14 protein-coding genes are annotated in these 15,278 nt (G+C 70.6%); 7 read left to right on the top strand and 7 right to left on the bottom strand.

The window, feature by feature from the left end; all coding sequences use genetic code 11:
• Positions 1–342: 342 nt before the first annotated feature.
• Positions 343–555 carry a hypothetical protein gene (locus AB0I42_RS35240; protein ID WP_357544109.1) on the bottom strand — a complete coding sequence of 71 codons (213 nt, stop codon included), beginning with the start codon at positions 553–555 and terminating at the stop codon, positions 343–345.
• Between the two features lie 1,147 nt (positions 556–1,702).
• Between AB0I42_RS35240 and AB0I42_RS35245 the strand changes: the two genes are divergently transcribed.
• Entirely contained in the window at positions 1,703–2,296 is a 594-nt protein-coding gene (locus AB0I42_RS35245; protein WP_357544110.1) for a hypothetical protein, read from the top strand.
• A gap of 31 nt (positions 2,297–2,327) precedes the next feature.
• Positions 2,328–2,495: a hypothetical protein gene (locus tag AB0I42_RS35250; protein ID WP_357544111.1), complete on the top strand. Its 168-nt coding sequence runs from the start codon at positions 2,328–2,330 to the stop codon at positions 2,493–2,495.
• Positions 2,496–2,663: 168 nt separating this feature from the next.
• Here AB0I42_RS35250 and AB0I42_RS35255 read toward each other — a convergent pair whose 3' ends face one another.
• The 6 genes from AB0I42_RS35255 to AB0I42_RS35280 all read right to left on the bottom strand — a co-directional run bounded on the left by AB0I42_RS35255 (position 2,664) and on the right by AB0I42_RS35280 (position 7,999).
• Positions 2,664–2,918 carry a SpoIIE family protein phosphatase gene (locus AB0I42_RS35255; RefSeq protein WP_357544112.1) on the bottom strand — a complete coding sequence of 85 codons (255 nt, stop codon included), beginning with the start codon at positions 2,916–2,918 and terminating at the stop codon, positions 2,664–2,666.
• Positions 2,915–3,682, bottom strand: coding sequence for a TatD family hydrolase (locus tag AB0I42_RS35260; protein WP_357544113.1), 768 nt, complete (start codon positions 3,680–3,682; stop codon positions 2,915–2,917). The genes AB0I42_RS35255 and AB0I42_RS35260 overlap by 4 nt, the downstream gene beginning before the upstream one ends.
• Positions 3,679–4,968, bottom strand: a complete 1,290-nt coding sequence (locus AB0I42_RS35265) for a hypothetical protein (protein WP_357544114.1) — start codon at positions 4,966–4,968, stop codon at positions 3,679–3,681. Before AB0I42_RS35265 ends, AB0I42_RS35260 begins: the two co-directional genes overlap by 4 nt.
• On the bottom strand, positions 4,965–5,483 hold the full coding sequence (locus tag AB0I42_RS35270) for a hypothetical protein (RefSeq protein ID WP_357544115.1): 519 nt from the start codon (positions 5,481–5,483) through the stop codon (positions 4,965–4,967). Before AB0I42_RS35270 ends, AB0I42_RS35265 begins: the two co-directional genes overlap by 4 nt.
• Before the next feature lie 249 nt (positions 5,484–5,732).
• On the bottom strand, positions 5,733–7,592 hold the full coding sequence (locus tag AB0I42_RS35275) for a P-loop NTPase fold protein (protein WP_357544116.1): 1,860 nt from the start codon (positions 7,590–7,592) through the stop codon (positions 5,733–5,735).
• A gap of 233 nt (positions 7,593–7,825) precedes the next feature.
• Positions 7,826–7,999, bottom strand: a complete 174-nt coding sequence (locus AB0I42_RS35280) for a hypothetical protein (protein ID WP_357544117.1) — start codon at positions 7,997–7,999, stop codon at positions 7,826–7,828.
• Between the two features lie 185 nt (positions 8,000–8,184).
• Between AB0I42_RS35280 and AB0I42_RS35285 the strand changes: the two genes are divergently transcribed.
• From AB0I42_RS35285 to AB0I42_RS35305, 5 genes are all read left to right on the top strand, one after another.
• Positions 8,185–8,439: a hypothetical protein gene (locus AB0I42_RS35285; RefSeq protein WP_357544118.1), complete on the top strand. Its 255-nt coding sequence runs from the start codon at positions 8,185–8,187 to the stop codon at positions 8,437–8,439.
• Between the two features lie 337 nt (positions 8,440–8,776).
• Positions 8,777–9,637 (top strand): hypothetical protein, encoded by an 861-nt coding sequence (locus tag AB0I42_RS35290; RefSeq protein WP_357544119.1) that lies wholly within the window; start codon positions 8,777–8,779, stop codon positions 9,635–9,637.
• A gap of 241 nt (positions 9,638–9,878) precedes the next feature.
• Positions 9,879–11,468, top strand: coding sequence for a hypothetical protein (locus AB0I42_RS35295; protein WP_357544120.1), 1,590 nt, complete (start codon positions 9,879–9,881; stop codon positions 11,466–11,468).
• Complete coding sequence (locus tag AB0I42_RS35300) at positions 11,452–11,742, top strand: hypothetical protein (RefSeq protein ID WP_357544121.1); 291 nt, start codon at positions 11,452–11,454, stop codon at positions 11,740–11,742. The genes AB0I42_RS35295 and AB0I42_RS35300 overlap by 17 nt, the downstream gene beginning before the upstream one ends.
• 272 nt (positions 11,743–12,014) lie before the next feature.
• Positions 12,015–14,360, top strand: a complete 2,346-nt coding sequence (locus AB0I42_RS35305) for a hypothetical protein (protein ID WP_357544122.1) — start codon at positions 12,015–12,017, stop codon at positions 14,358–14,360.
• The last annotated feature ends 918 nt before the right edge of the window (positions 14,361–15,278 follow it).

The following is a 15,278-nucleotide window of genomic DNA, read 5'->3' on the forward strand; positions in this document are numbered from 1 at the left end:
GTCCCGGGGCTTGGTGCCGCCGGCATCGCCGACCGCTCGCCAGCGGGCACCAAGGGCGAGCGCCGGGAGACTGGCGGACCCGCCATCGGTAGGACATGCATGACCGGGCCGCCGTACGAGCGCCGAGCCCTCGTCGCAGGGTGCTGAACCCACCCCACCAGCGGAGACGACACCCGTCCACTACCTCACACCGAACGTCGTAGGTCGTCGTGGGAGGACACGAAACGTCAACAACATGGGTACGGCGTGCCGGTACAGAAATTTATTCTCTGAAGATATGGTTCACAGGTACCACGAAAACGGAGGAGGCGAGAACGCCAATTCTCGCCCCCTCCAGCGGGCTCAGTGGCTTGTCGGCCTTCTACTCCAATCAGCCACCGCCCTGATCAGTACCGCGAGGACCGCGGCCCACCAGCCGAGGTCCTCGCGCTGGTTCTGGGCCGCCACAAGGGCGACCAGTTCCAACACGGGAACCGCGACCTGCCGCACCCGCACCGCGAGCGGCACAGGCGGAGGCTGGTGAACCTTCGGATCATCGTCGTCTTCCGGCTGCATGTTTTCCTTCCTGGGTCACCGGTCGGGACCCCGGCGCCGGGCCCCGAAAAGGGATCCAGTAGGAAACACGCACTCGAAAGCTGGTGCTGATACCGCACGATCGACCCTACGGCCCAGTGGTCCTCGCCTCGTGTGATGACACGCCGACCGGCCAGCCCTGCGGATCTCCTGTACGGATCCACATCGTACGGCCACGCGTACGACAATCCCCCGCCTCGCGATGCTCTCGGACGCCCGGCCCGGCCGCCGCCTCGGCCCGGGAATCCTGCCCCAGCTTCTTGGACAGCGAAAACGGCGCCGGATGAAGATTCACGAACGCGGCGCCCTTTATCCCAAAGAGATGAAGGGCGCGCGGCGGGGCCCCTCGGCCGGCCTTGTGACGCCGAGCGGGCAGCGACAGGGACCCACCCCGGCTCACCCGACGCGCGTCCGCTCCCCAGGGACGCCGGATCCGGACAACCGGCGTTGCCGCCTGCCCGAGCCGGAGCCCCTGAATCCACGAGGCCCCGGGCCTACGCGAGGCCAGGGGCGGCCCGGTCACCGGCTGACCACAAAGGACGCTATGCTTCGGCGGTTACATGTTCTCGTGGGCACCGCCTCCCGTGAGGCCGCGACCTCTTCTCGGCCGGACCACCGGCGGACCACGACTGTTGGCGGTCGGCACGCCAGTGCTCACCGGAGGTGCAGGTGCATACGCCCACGCTCGGGGCCGACTACAACTCGCGTCCGCTCTGGGATGGGGCGGTCCCCCACGCCGATATCGCACCGTCCAGCCTGCCGATCCCCGCCCGAACTCGTAGGAGACCTCGATTCCTGGGCTGCGGAGTACGACGCGATGCTGTCACGCGATGACCCGGCCTCACCTGGGTCTCCCGACCAGGATGCGGAAAGCCGCAGGTATTCGCCGCGGGCCCACTCGCGCTGACTTCCAGGTGATGCCGGCGGCATCACCAACGGTCCAGCGGTTCCGGGTGTCGACGCACCGGCATTGAGGTCGACGGCCGAACCCACGCGATAGTCGAGGGGGGATCCCGCAGCCGAGGAGGCGCTCATGCGGATGGGTGCAGCCGCAGAGGCGATCTGGCGCCTCATCCCGCCGACCGACGCACTTAACCCACTTGACCCGACAAAAGGGAAGCATGCTGACATGAGTGTCGATATCGAAATGGAAGAACCACCCGACGATCTGCAGGAGGCATTCGCCGCGGCCGAGGCCGCGCTCGGTGGCCGTCGCGTCGAGTGCGGCACCGCCGGGGAACTGGCTGCGTGGATGGCCCGGCTACCCGCCGGCACCCCCGTGCTTATCGACGAGACCCCACGGGTCGATGTCAGGCTCGCAGACGGCATCGAGAACGGCCAGTTTACCACGATGGCCACGCTCGTGTTCGACGCCGCTAAGGCGCCCGGCGAGAGCAGCACCGCCGAGGCGTGGCGGGTCGGGGTTCGGCTAAACACGGTCGTCGTTGACGGGCTCGGGCTGCCCGATGACACCCTCCCCCTCGACGCGTACGGCATGGCCCTGCAGGGAGTGGAGCAGCGCAATCTGCTCGTGACGCTCGTCGGACAGGCCGGTGTGCTGAGGTGGATGGCCAACACCCTGAGCGGCCAGGGTGGTGAGCCGATGAGTCTACTGGTCGATGACGTGAAGCTGCGCGCCGAACTCGCCGTCGAGGCCGACCGGATGCGTCAGGCCGTTCACCGGCTCGACGCGCTCCGCGAGCGGCTACAAGCCGTACTCTGACGCCGAGGCCGCTGCGGCACTCTCGACGCCAATGCCGCCGTCTGGGCCGGAGACCAGCGAGGAGGGCTTCACTACCGGCGGCGGACGGCCCTACCTGCCTCCCGACACCAACGGAGTCGCCGACGTCCGTACCTGCGCCGGCCAGTTCACCGCCGTGATCCGCGAACACCGCCGCCGTGGGCAACGACCCCAGCCGTGATCGGCGGTACTCAGCCTGCCCGCCTGCCTGACCTGTACCTGCTCGACCATCACCTGCGCCGCCAATCCCCTGGAAACGCCGCCTTCACCGGCCCGGTGGGGGCGAGATCGGGTTACCGTGGCCACGACGAGCCGTGGGCAGGCGGTGCTTGCCGCTACCGCACCCGGACTACTGCTGGTGGGTCCGCTGCTGACCGCCCGGCGCGATGACGATCGCGGTGGCGTCGTCGCGGTAGCCGGTCGGGTCCGGCCGCGCGGCGGTGACGAGAGCGTCGGCCAGGGCTTGTGGGTCGTGGGTGTGGATCAGGTTGGTCAGGACGTCGTGACTGGTGTGGTCGTGCACGCCGTCGGTGGTGAGGATGACCAGTTGTCCGGCGGTGAGGGTGGTGCCGTGGGTGTCGAGTCCGCGTACGGCGGACGTCATCCCACGGCGGCGAGATGGGTGATCAGGGTTCGGTTCAGCAATGTGGAGCAGCCGGTCTCGGAGACCAGCCGGCTCAGGTTTTGCCAGGTCACTGTGCGTAGCTGGGCGGGGGTGATGTGGTAGTGCGCGGCGATGGCGGTTTCGACGCTGGCGGTGTTGCCCGGCAGCCGGGGTTGTGGGGCTGAGCGGTCGCCGAACGGGTGGTCGGTCTCGGGCAGAATCCGTTCGCGGGGGATCTGGCCGATGGTGGTGAGGCGTCGGGTGGCGCTGTGGTTCATCGAGAAGTAGCAGCCGAGGTCGACGGCGCGGCGGGTCTGGTCCGGTGTGCCGAGCCACCAATGCAGGATCGCGCCGCGGATGGGCCGGCGGGTCAGCGCGGCCAGGACCTCGTCGTGGGCGCCGGTCGAGTGGATGCTGGTCAGGCGCGGATGCTGCTGCAGGATCTCCAGGATGGCGTCGAGGGTAGCGGTCTGACGGGGCAGGTTGGCCTTGCCACCGTCGAGGCCGATTTCGCTGACGTACGGCGTCTGTGACACGAGTTGTTCGAACTGTTCGGGGTCGAAGCTGCTGTGGTTGCGGGCGAGGCCGGGGTGGCAGCCGGCACCCCAGATGACGCGCGGGTCACGGCGCCGCAGCGCGGTGTCGGACTCGGCGAGGGTGCGGCTGGCCGCGAATACGACGCCGGGCAGGGTGATGAGGTCGGCCGAGTCGATGGCGGGGTCGAGGTGGGCGTGCATGTCGAGGGCGGGCAGCCGGGCGGTCATCGGATGAGGGTTTCCAGCTCGTGCGTGCCCCGCTCGATCAGGGCTTTCGCGGCGGCCAGGGGGTAGTGCTCCGGCAGGGTGAGGCTCAGCAGGTCGGCGGGCCGTACGCCGCGGGTCAGGAAGCCCCGCAGCGCTGTCTCCATTGAATTGTTCCGCAGGTAGACGGCCAGGTTCGGGTCGCCGGTCTCGTTCAGGTAGGTGGTTCGGTCGGTGATGCCGCTGGCGCTGAAGGAGGCGCGTCGCAGCAGGCAGCCGAAGCAGACGCCGCAGTGCGACATGACCGGATAGCCGTGGCTGCGGTGTCCGGTGTGGCCGCAGGAGTGGGTGCTCGAGAGGAATTCGGAGGCGGCGTGGGCGCCGATCAGTTCTCCGGTGCGGGTGAACATCTCGCCCTTGGTCATGGCGGCTAGGGGGTTGGTCACGGGAGCGTGCGCTTCACTGGCGGCGGCAACCTGGCTGAGTTCGTCCAGGAAGTACGGGTGGGTGGTGCGGGTGGACACGCTGCCGCGTTGGTCGGCGCTCAGCGGCAGATTCAGGGAGGCGAAGCCGTTCTCCGGGATGTGCAGGTCGATTTCCTCGATGGACGCCAGGGCCAGCCCCAGCGCGAGGAACAGCAGCGAGCGGGTCCGGGTGGATCGCTCGTCCGGGAACGGGTGGCCGCCCGGCTGTTTCGAGTTGCGGCTGAAGCGGAGCTGCTGGTGTGGCAGGTCGGCGGCGCCGGTCAGCGCGGTGATGCGGGTGGCGATGTCGCGTTGCAGCGGGGCGATGTTGGTCGCTCCGACATGGGAGAACAGCAACTGTCGGCGGCTGCCGAGCTCGTGCTGGCTGAGCAGGGCACCGACAGCGGAGTCGGCGCCGCCGCTGAGCAGCACCACCCGTTCGGCGCCCGGGTAGCGGTACGGGGAGACCGGCTCGGCGGGCAGCCGGGCGCGGCGGAAGGCCAGCGACCAAGAGTCTCCGGACAGGAAACCCAGCAGCGCCTCCCAGCGGGCCTGGGTGGCCTGCCAGGGCGCCGGTTCCGTGACGGGCACGTCCAGGTGCAGGTCGCGGCGTGACCAGCTGGCGCCGTTAGCTCGACGGGCCACCGACCGGTCGGCGGCGTAGACGAGCACGGCCAGCCGGACAAGGTCGGCGTTGGCGGGTTTGACCGGGCCGAACAGACCGAGCCGGGGACGCAGCCGGGTGGTGAAGGAGCCGGTGTCGTGCGGCGTCCAGTAGAACGTTGACCGGGCTTGTGCCGGCGTCAGCTGCTCGGGGAACTGGAATTTCATCGTGAAGGTGGTCATGCGTCACCCCAGATCACGCGCAGCGATTCGATGCCCTTCTCGATGGCCGTGTTCAGCTCCTGTTCGGTCGCCCCGGTGATACTGAGCTCGGCGTTTCCGGCCAGCACTCGGGCGGTGGCACGCATCTCCTCCTCGGCGGCCAGCATCGCCGCCGCGGACGGGTCGCCCTGCTGCAGGCGGGCGGCGGTCTCGGTGCAGGCGGCCTCGAAGACGATCAGCGCGATGGTCTCGCGGACGATCTCGTCGGGGGTTGGGACGCTCCCGCCGGAGTGAGCGTCCAGGATCCAGCCGGCGATCTCGGCGGCCACCAGCCTCTGCTCATGGTCCTCGATCGTGCCGTCCGCCAGGGGGCCGCAGGCCGCGTCGACGATGGCTTTGGTGACCTGCAGGGGATCCTGGTTGGCGCGCAGCGCGTCGTAGTCGAGTCCGAGGTCGGCCAATGCCTGGGCGTTGCCGGTGCGCAGGCCGTATGCGGCGGCCGCGGCCCGACTTGCCGCGCGCGCTGACGCCGCCACGGTGCGCTGGGCACCTCCCCCACCCCCGCCACCGCCACCGGCTCCACCACCACCACCACCACCACCAGGGCCGTCCGAGCCGCCGCCGAACAGCCGCAGGGCAGGCCGCAGCGCGGACGGCGGCAGCGGCGGTCGGGGCTGGTTGTTACCTGCCGCGGCGGCGCTGTCGGCCCACTTCGAGACGGCGTCGCGCAGGTCTTTGCCCGCCTTGCCGCCCCCGCCGGTGTAGGACCCTTTGGTACCCACCCGTTACGCCGCGAGCCCTGGTAGGAGGGTGAACGCTGCCTTCACCCGGGTGTCTGTCGCCGTGCCACGCCACTGCCGCAGCACCGGGGTGAAGACCTCAACGTCCCGCTGGAACGCGACGACCGTGGCAGGTTTCAGGTCGCCGACGGGCACCGTCTTCAACGCGTCGTTGGCTGGGCCGGCAAGCTGTGGGCGCCGGCCGACGAGCCGCAGGATGGCGGTGACCACGGTGAGCTGGTTGCTGGGCTGGTCCCTGCCGACCCGGGCGAGGTACTTGACCAGCAGGGTGGCGTCGGCGACGCCGAGCGCGTCGAGATCCTCGTCGGTCACGGACTTCTGCTCGGTCCGTGAGCGGGACACCAGGTTCGCGGCCAGGTCGCGCAGCCGGCTCGGCAGACCGGTGTCGAACAGCGGCTTACCGGTGAACGATGCGGCCAGATACAGGTACGGGGCAAGGTCGTCGCCGGCCAGCGCGGGTGGAAGCTTGGCCCACCGCAGCAGGTCGTCGTCGAACTCCGCCTCCGGGGCACCCGCCGACGCCGTTGCCGTGGCACCTTCCTGGCCGGAAGGCGGCGGCGGGTCGCTGATCGGCCGGCCGGCGGCCTTTTCCAGGGCGCGGATCTGGTCTCGCAGGTCGCCCTTGGCCAGCCAGTCCAGAACTTTCGTGAACCCGTCCTTGATCAGCTTCTCCAGGACCATGAGCTTCGCGACGACGTCCTCGTCCAGGGTGATCCCGCGGTGCCTGGCCACCGACTGACGCACCCGCAGGTCGTTGAGGAAACGCTTGATCCGGCGTGGGTTGCCGCGCAGCTTCTCGTACAGGATCGGGGTCAGCCGGGACGCGAACGCCATCTCCTTGGTGATGTCGCGGTCCCTGACCGCGGCGCCGAGATCGTCGAGATTGCCGCCCACGCGCCGCTGCTCGTCGCAGTGCCGGGTGTAGCAGTCCAGATCCTGACGGTCCAGGTAGTGCGACAACTGGAGCAGGACCAGGTACGCCTCGGTGTCGAACCTGCTCAGCGCTGGAATCGGCACGGTCGTCTGCACGATCTTGTGCAGGTAGAGACTGGCCGGTTCCTCCGGACCGAACTCGACGGCCGGATCCCGACTGGGACTGTCCGGGAAACGCCCCCGGATCGCGTCGGCGACCCGATCCTCGTCGGCGGCGATGACGAACGCCATCTTCGGCACCGCTAGGAACAGGCGAATCGCCTCAAGGGTTTCAATGACCGTCTCCTGCAGGCACCGGTCGAGGTCGTCCACCAAGACGACCACGCGTTCCACCCCAGAGAGAGCGTCGGATGCCATGAGCGTGCCGAACTCGGTCCGGAACTGGTCGAGACCACGCGGCGTGCCGGGCTCGTCCCCGTCGCTGGGAGGCTCGGCGACCAGATTCACCAGGTCTGCAGGATTGGGCACCTGCAAGCCAATGCTGGTGGTAGCGCCCAACCTCAACGCCTTGGCCCAGTTCACCCGCTTGACGAGCTTCTTGGCCTGCTCAAGGGCAACCCCGGCACTGGTCTCGGTGCGCAACTCGTGCAGCTTCCCGATGACCGCAGCGAGGATCTCAGCGATCAGGGTCTCCTTGGCCCCAGCGGCGGGGTCGTACCGCCAGGGGTCGGTGCTGACAATCAGAATCTGCTTCTCGGGGCCGAGATTGCGCTCCCTGAGACCGCTCTCGATGAGTTTGAGGACGGTGGTCTTTCCGCTGCCCCACGACCCGGAGACGCCGATGGCCAGGGGGTCCAGGGTTTCGTCCAGAACCGCGTCGATCACGGTCGTCGCCACGGCGGAGAACGCCAGCAGGTCAACGTTGTGGGGCTCATCCGACCACAACCCAGACCGATACACGTCAGTGGGCATCGCGCCTCATCCTCCCCCGAGAAGCAACAGCGCAGCCGAGCGTGGTGAGTAATCCGCCGCCGGCCCGGCACAGTGTCCGGCTTAGAACACGTGTCCACGATCGCGACACGCCGTTCTGCTGCCGAAGATCGCCGATCCGTCCGCCTCCCCAGCCCGTATGAGGGTGATCCGGCCGGTTGATCAGGGTGGCGTCGACGCGGCCAGCCTCGGAGTGGATCGCCACGAACGTCATGTCACCGCCACTGCCCCGTCCGGCGGCGGGCGGCCGGGTCGGTGGCGGCGACGTGGGCGGCGACGGCTTCGGGGCCGGGGCGGGCGTAGCGCTGCAGGGAGCGGACGGAGGCGTGCCGGGAACGGGCGAGCAGGGTGGCGGTGTTGGTGCCGTTCTCGGCTTCGTGGGTGAGCATCGCGTGGCGGAGTTGGTGCAGCGTGAAGCCCTGGGCCTGGTCGACCGGGTCGGCGAGGGGCCGGGTGGGACCGTGCTGGCGTGCTCGCCGTTGGCTGGCATCGCCGTGACGCCGGCACACTGTGGCCGGAACCGGAACTCCCCCGGCCGCGGATGGTGTGGCCGGTCTGGCACCAGCCGCTGGACATGGACGCAGCTGTAGTGCTGCTGTCGCACCCGCTGATGGCGCCGTTCAGCCCAGTCGGGATCGACCCGCACGGGCCCGGCGTCGACTGGGAGGTGGACGGAGCCACCCTGGCCGCGCTCGGCGTTGTGCGGGTGCACAGCGCCAAGCGGGTCAAGGCCGGCAGCAACCAGTATTGGTGGCCGCTGGCGCCGGCCCCCATTGGACAGCGGCGGTCGCTGGACCCGGCGGCTGCCGCCGAGCGCGCGGGCGGGTAAGCGGTCGTGGGGACGGCCGAGAGCGCATCATCGGGAAGCACGCACCTGCGACACAGCCCTGACGCACGGTGGCCGTCTTGCCGCGCACGACGCACTGACCTCGTAGTTCGGCCTCGACCGCTGCCACGCGATGCCGCCGGCATCACCTCTCCAGCCGTCCGCCGGCGGCCGAGCGACGCCCCGGGAAGGGGTGCTACCGGGGAGCCGCATGCCGGCCGAGGTAGCGGCTCGGTGGCGCCCTACAGTGGACCGCGTAGTCGGCCAGAGACGGACTCCGGCCGGCTTTCTGACCAGCCAGCCAGCGAACAAACGGGGGCGCCAGATGCACAGGTACGCGGTGGGCGAACTGTACAACCCGCAACGCAAGACATGGCCGGAGGGCGGCTTCCTGCGGCTGCGCGGTGACGCCGAACTGGTCCTGGCCCTGAACAACCCGACGCAGCGGGAGATCACCGCCATCCGTAAGGGGACGCCGAGCTGGGCATGGGTCGACGCCGCCGACACCGGCGTGCTGTGCTTCGCGTTCCAGGGCGGCGTGCCGTGGATGGACGCCCCCTACACGCCACACCGGGACGCGCCGCTGGACCGCCCGCTGTTCTCCATCGCGCAGGGCAGCGCGGGTGTGTTCGTGGTCCTGGTCGACGCCCGCACCGGGATCATCAAGGCTATGCGGCAGACGCCGTGGCCGGCGCCGTTCGCGGCGGCGGTCCACGCCACCACGGCCCGCATCGTCGCTGCCCCGTTCTCCGCGTCCGCCGCCGATCGGGCGACATCTGCCCTGTTCGCCCGCTACCCAGACACGCAGTCGCTGGTCGAGCGGCGGGCGGACATCATCAGCCAGGCCGGCACGATCCGTGGCCCGCAACCGGACGCCGCCCCACGGCAGGCCGCGCCCGTCTCCGCGCCGGCCGCGCAGATGCGCGCGTCCGCGCTCGGTGTGCCCGGCAGGACGTACCCAGGCGAGCTGCCGGCCGAGCTGGCGCCGTGGTACGCCTACGTACGCGACGGTGGGCACAGCATCGTGGTCATTCCGGAGAGCCTGTACGGCACCGGCCCGGCCGACGACATGCTCACGCCCGTCCCGGTCCGCACCGTTCTGCGGCTCGGATGGCAGACCCGCGACGGCTACCTCGTGGTCCCGATCGCATACGACGCCGATCTCGGGGTTGTGGTGCCCGAGGACGACGAGGAGTTCTGAGCGGAGCCTGCCTCAACCCGCCGTCGCCGGGACCACGTCGACCACGCCCGGACCGTAGGATTGCGGCGAGGGCTGTCTGGCGGCCCAGCCGCGACATCACCAGCCCGGCACCGTGATGGCGGCGAAGGAGCCCCGCTCGCCCCGACCTCACCACCTTCACCACGACCACCGTCTACGTCGATCACCTGACCTGTCGTGGTGCGCCTGTGCCGGGCCCGCGCGCATCACGGAGAGGCGAGTGATGGCGCAGCATCGAGACACCCGTCTGGCCCGGATCCGGGCGGCATACACCGGCGAGCGACACACCGAGGCCCTGGCCGGCGTCCGTGAGCACGGCCGGCTCCACGGACCGGTCCCCGAGGCCGTCGACGCCGAGCAGGAACTGCTGGAGGCCCGGATCGGATGGCTGCTGGCCGCCGCGTTCGGCGACCACCGGCCCGCCGACGTCGGCGGGCCGTGCGGGATCGCGTCGGTGACCCCGGAACCGGACCGGCTGATCCTGCGCCCGTCGCCGGCCGGCCTCGCCCCCGTCGTCACCGCTCTGCTGTTGTGGACCGGCGACGACGGCCTGCACGGCAGGCTTGGGCTACAGGCCGACCTCGACCCGGCCGGCCGCCGCCTGACCGTCCGGCACCCACATCTCGACGCCGAGGTCCTGATCACCCCCGACCCGCAGCCAGGCGAAGGCACCGACGACACCGCCGACCGGATGCGGGCCGCTGTCGGCGCCCTGGACGGCGAGCCCGAGTTCTTCGGCCCGGCCAGGCACCTCGTCTTCGACGCCGGTCTGCCGGTCGAGGTCGACGCGCAGACCCGCGCCCGGGCCGGCGATTGGAGCACCAGCCTGCGCCGGCTCGGACTGCTCGCCGACCGGCCGGCCGTCGACCTGACCACCGGCCCGCCGCCGGCCGGCGAGGTCACCGGCCCGGACCCGGCCGCACTGGTCCCGGACCGGCCCCGGCGGCCCGACCCGACCGGCCGCCGCTACCAGCTGTCCCCCGACCTGGAGGCGCTGCTCGACGGCCGCGGACTACGCGGCGAGTTCAACCCCGACCTGTGGACCTGGCTGTACGAGGTGCGGCGACCGGTCGACACCTGCGGCTGGTGCGGCGAGCGGATCGACGCCCGGACCGAGGACACGACCGTCCAGATGGTGATGGGCGCCTACGACCCGGACCTGAGCCCCGTCGTGCGGATGTTGTCCTGCACGCTGGCCCACCCCGGCTGCCGGCCGTCCGGTGTCCAGTGGGCGCGGGCCGACCGGATCGAACCCGTCGACCAGCTCACCCTGCCCAGCGCCGGCGGGACCGTCGAGTACCGGTGGGTCGTGCGGCCGGTGGTGCTGGACGACCCCGACAGCGACCCCGCCGACGGCACCGCAGACGCGGCGCTGGTGCTGATCGGCCAGGTCACCGACGCCCAGGGGCAATCGGCCCGTGCCTGTCAGGGCCTGCTGACCGAGCACCTGCTCGACCAGGGGTTGACACGGGTCGACGACATCCTCGGCGCGGACGGGTGGACGGTGCGGATCGTGGCCGGCCCGGACAGGCCCCGGATCGTGGTCCGCCACCCCGCCGACCCGACCACCGGTCACCGGCGGATCCTCTGGTACGGCCGCACGGAACCGTCACCGCAGTGGTTGGACCTGGCCCGGACCAGGCACCGGGTCCTGCTCGTCGCCGGCCCCGACCTGCTCGACCCGACCGACCGGTGGCTGCTGACCGGACCATCCGATCCCGACGACCGCGTGGACGCCGTCCACGAGGCGCTCGACGACCTCATGCACGACGGTGTCCTGCTGACCGTCACCGCCGGTGTGTCACCGGCCTAGACCCGCCCCGGGTGATGCCGCCGGCGAGGCGAAGGTCGTCCTGATCCGCGAGCCGGTCCCCCGCGACATCTCCACCGAATGGGCGTCCCTGTCCCAGGGCGTGCGCGGTCCGGATCTGCCGCCCTGGGGCGGGCGGCTGATCGTCCGCGAGCTGACCGCCGCGTGGCGGGACGTGCCGGTCTCCAGCGGGCCCGGACTGCTCGACATCATGGTGATGCCGTCAGCACCGACCGGCCTGGACGGGTGGGCAGACCAGATGATCACGCCACAGTGATGCCGCCGGCATCACCATGACCAGCCCCCGGAGCGGGCAGCGGCGATAGCCGTGATCTTGCCGGGTCGGGGATGTCATGATGGAACCGGCCCGGCCGGGCGTGGGTGTCGCCTCGACAACGACTTCTCCTCCTGCCGGGCCACCTTCAGCCCAAAAACCCGCAACACTTTGTTGCGGGTTTTCTGTGTGTCTGGGAGAATAAGGGCGTCGAGGCGAAGACCGCCCCATGCGGTCCACCCACCCCCATTGCCCTGCCCTAGAGGAGAACTGTCGTGTCTGACCTGCACAAGGTCACCGTGCCGGCCGCCGACGCCGACGCGGAGAAGCCGTGGCGAAAGCTGCTCGTCGGCCTGGACGAGAGCCAGTACGGCGCCCGCGCCTGCCAGGGACACTGGCTGGACCCCGGAGCCGTGTACGAGCTGGCCGTTGGTGCCCTGATCGTCGGCGCGGACCGCACCACCGCAGGCCACCGCACCCGACTGTGGCGCGTCACCCGCACCGGAGCCCTCACCGTCGAACGCGACTCCTCCTTCAAGGCGCCCGCATCAGCGTTCGGTGACTCGGTACGCGGCACGCTGCGTACCCGGCTGGCGAAGTACCCGCCGCAGTACCCGCCGGCGATCAGCGGGGCACCCCGACTGGTGACAGCGGCCCCGCCCCGGGCCAACACCCGCGACGACACCTGCAGTCGGTGCGGGCAGACCGTCCCGGCCCGTGCCGGCCATCTCCAGCGCGGCGCCGACGGCCGCAGCACCGTCGTGCACCAGCCCACCTGCCCGCCCGCCCCGCCGCCCACGCCGACTCCGAACCGGTACGCCGGGACCTGCAACCGCTGCCACAGCTGGGTCGAGGCCGGCGCTGGAATCCTCGACGGCGGCCAGGTCCGCCACCCCGGCGCCTGCCCACCCCCCGCCCCACCCGCGCCCCGCCGCAACCAGCGCCCCGGCCCCTGCCACAAGTGCGGGCAACAGATCAAGCCTGGCGACGGGATCCTCGTCAACCGCTACCAGGTCCGCCACGACGGCGACTGCCCGCCGTACCCCGGCGGCTACATCGGCCCGACCTGGACGATCGGCTACGGCGTGCCCGCCCCGTTCCACCCGATCCCGACCAGCGGCTACCGCCTCGGTGAGGTCCGCCGCGCCGAGGTGTTCCTCTATCGCGAGCAGGTGCCCGAAACCGCCCCCGGCTTCCGGCGGATCAGCGACGTACGGGTGTCCGCGATCATGACCGTCATCGGCGAATACCAGCCGACCTACTCTCGTGACGAGGACGGCGACTCCCCCTGCGACGACCTCATCGGCGAAGACGGCTGGTACTACTCGGCGGTCGTGCGGCCCGCCACCGACGACGAGGCCGCGCCGCTGCTCGCCGCCGAGGCCCGCGCCGCTCACCGCGAAGACCTCGAACAGCGGCGGCAGGCCCTGCTCGCCTGGCGGTACCGGCCGGTCCCGGACGCGACCCTGCCGGCCGAGCCGGACCTCACCGGCACCGTCCGGGTGCCGCACCGCCCGTCGCGGTCCCGGTCCGAGGAGGAGATCCGCGTCGACGAGCCGGCCGGCGTGGTCTGGACCCTGGAGTACAACGGCGCCGACGGCGACGACTGGTCACGCAACAACCACCGCGGCGGCTACCTGGCCTGGTCCCAGCCACTGACCCCCGGACGGGCCGCCCTGATCGAGGCACTGCGCGCCGAATACACGCTGCCCGACCTCACCAGCACCCTGCGCGTCAACGAGCCCGCCGCCAAAGCCCTACTCGCCGCCGGCTGGACCACCGACCGGGCCGAGGCCGAACTCGGCGCCATCGACCTCACCAGCCCCGCCGACGTCGCCGTGCTCACCGACCACCGCGACCTGTGGCCCGACAGCGGCTGGCAGCAACCCGTCACCCATATCCACCGCCGGTGGCCGGTCGCCGACGCCGTACGGCTGGCCACCGCCGGCGTCGACCCGGCCCGTGCCCGCAAGCTCGCCGCCGCAGGCGTACCCCTCGCCCAGATGTCCGCCGCGACCGCACCCGACGTACCCGACGGTGCGACGAGGATCATCATCCGGCCGGCGACCGACGACCGTCACGGCCACGCGATGGTCACCACCAGCCCGGACACCGCCCGGACATGGCTGGCCACGCACCCCGACCACTGGCACGCCGACGCCGTCACCGCCCACACCGGCCCGACCTGCGTACACACCGCCCAGAACTGGACGCTGTGGGACGACGGCGCACTCCTGGACCGTGCCTGGTGGATCGACCACGCCGAACAGGACCAGCAGCCCCGCACCCTGGACCCCGCCGCCGTGACCGCGCTCGACCTGGTCCTAGCCGCCGGCCCCGGAAGCAAGGTCGCGGACCGGGCGGTGTGGCACCCGTTGCGCGTCGCGACCGGCCACACCGCCACCATCCTCGACGAACGCAAGAACGACGGCGGACGCTCCTGGTCCGGCAAGACGCTGATCCGTCACGACTTCACCACCCCGGCCGGCGCGGTCACCTGGTGGGAGCTGCGGACCTATGAGGGCGGATGGGGCGACGGAGACGCTGACCACAACGAGCGCAGCCACGTCTGGCCCAACGAGCACGGCGCCCGCACCGCGTACAACAACCACCAAGTCTAAATCCAACCGGGGAGCGGGCGCCTCGCCCGCTCCCCGGTACCACCCGCAACGAAAGGAACGTTATGCCCGAGCGCCCTCTGCGGGTCGCGGAGCTGGCCCGCCTGCTCCGTACGCACCGATCCACGGTGCACCGGGCGCTCAAGACCGCCAAAGAGAACCCGGACCTACCTCAGCCCCCCAAGCCGACCCCCGACGACCTCGGGCGCGACCTCTACCCTGTCGCGGCGTTCCAAGAATGGTGGCCTCGCCGCCGCCCGCCCGGCCGGCCGCGGCTCGATCCCGGAGACACAGAGCCCAGGCGTTCCCCACGGCAGCCCTGACCTCGCACCCAACACCCGCCTCCACAACGGCGGACATGTAGGCCGGCATGATGCTGTCCGGCATCCACTTTCACGTTCAGCGTTGCAGACACGCCCTGATCAGGTTGATCCCGTTCGTAGCTGTCCTCGAGTAAGGTGTACCAGTCAATTCCGGTACGCTTACCAACAGTTGACGCGAGCAGGGGGCAAGACGCTTGGCGTCCCGCCCCCTACCCATGGCCATCAACGGTTCCGGCTGCTAACCAAATTAACCGTTGTCAGGCCGAGTACCGCGAGAACCCTTGCTGTAACGGCGAGGGCCTCGTGCTCGTGGTAGGTCGCCATCAAGGCGCCTACCGCGAGCACGGGCCCCACGATTCCTCGATGTCATCGGACGGTCTATCCGGCAGGCTCGGGTTACGGCCCAAGTGCGGCGCGGCCTCGGACCAGCGGCCGTCCTCCAGATCCGGCCCCGGGGACCAGGCCGTGGTCGCGGGACCACTCCCAGTTCACTGCGGTGGCAGGTTGCAGACACGCCCTGATCAGGTTGATCCCGTTCGTAGCTGTCCTCGAGTAAGGTGTACCAGTCAATTCCGGTACGCTTACCAACAGTTGACGC

This window comes from Polymorphospora sp. NPDC050346 (assembly GCF_040655695.1).
GTDB lineage: Bacteria > Actinomycetota > Actinomycetes > Mycobacteriales > Micromonosporaceae > Polymorphospora > Polymorphospora lycopeni.

What these genes read in the sequence shown, in the direction of transcription:
- AB0I42_RS35240 (WP_357544109.1), bottom strand. Translation starts at nt 555, where the DNA reads ATGCAGCCGGAAGACGACGATGATCCGAAGGTTCACCAGCCTCCGCCT.
- AB0I42_RS35245 (WP_357544110.1), top strand. Translation starts at nt 1,703, where the DNA reads ATGAGTGTCGATATCGAAATGGAAGAACCACCCGACGATCTGCAGGAG.
- AB0I42_RS35250 (WP_357544111.1), top strand. Translation starts at nt 2,328, where the DNA reads ATGCCGCCGTCTGGGCCGGAGACCAGCGAGGAGGGCTTCACTACCGGC.
- AB0I42_RS35255 (WP_357544112.1), bottom strand. Translation starts at nt 2,918, where the DNA reads ATGACGTCCGCCGTACGCGGACTCGACACCCACGGCACCACCCTCACC.
- AB0I42_RS35260 (WP_357544113.1), bottom strand. Translation starts at nt 3,682, where the DNA reads ATGACCGCCCGGCTGCCCGCCCTCGACATGCACGCCCACCTCGACCCC.
- AB0I42_RS35265 (WP_357544114.1), bottom strand. Translation starts at nt 4,968, where the DNA reads ATGACCACCTTCACGATGAAATTCCAGTTCCCCGAGCAGCTGACGCCG.
- AB0I42_RS35275 (WP_357544116.1), bottom strand. Translation starts at nt 7,592, where the DNA reads ATGCCCACTGACGTGTATCGGTCTGGGTTGTGGTCGGATGAGCCCCAC.
- AB0I42_RS35280 (WP_357544117.1), bottom strand. Translation starts at nt 7,999, where the DNA reads ATGCTCACCCACGAAGCCGAGAACGGCACCAACACCGCCACCCTGCTC.
- AB0I42_RS35285 (WP_357544118.1), top strand. Translation starts at nt 8,185, where the DNA reads ATGGACGCAGCTGTAGTGCTGCTGTCGCACCCGCTGATGGCGCCGTTC.
- AB0I42_RS35295 (WP_357544120.1), top strand. Translation starts at nt 9,879, where the DNA reads ATGGCGCAGCATCGAGACACCCGTCTGGCCCGGATCCGGGCGGCATAC.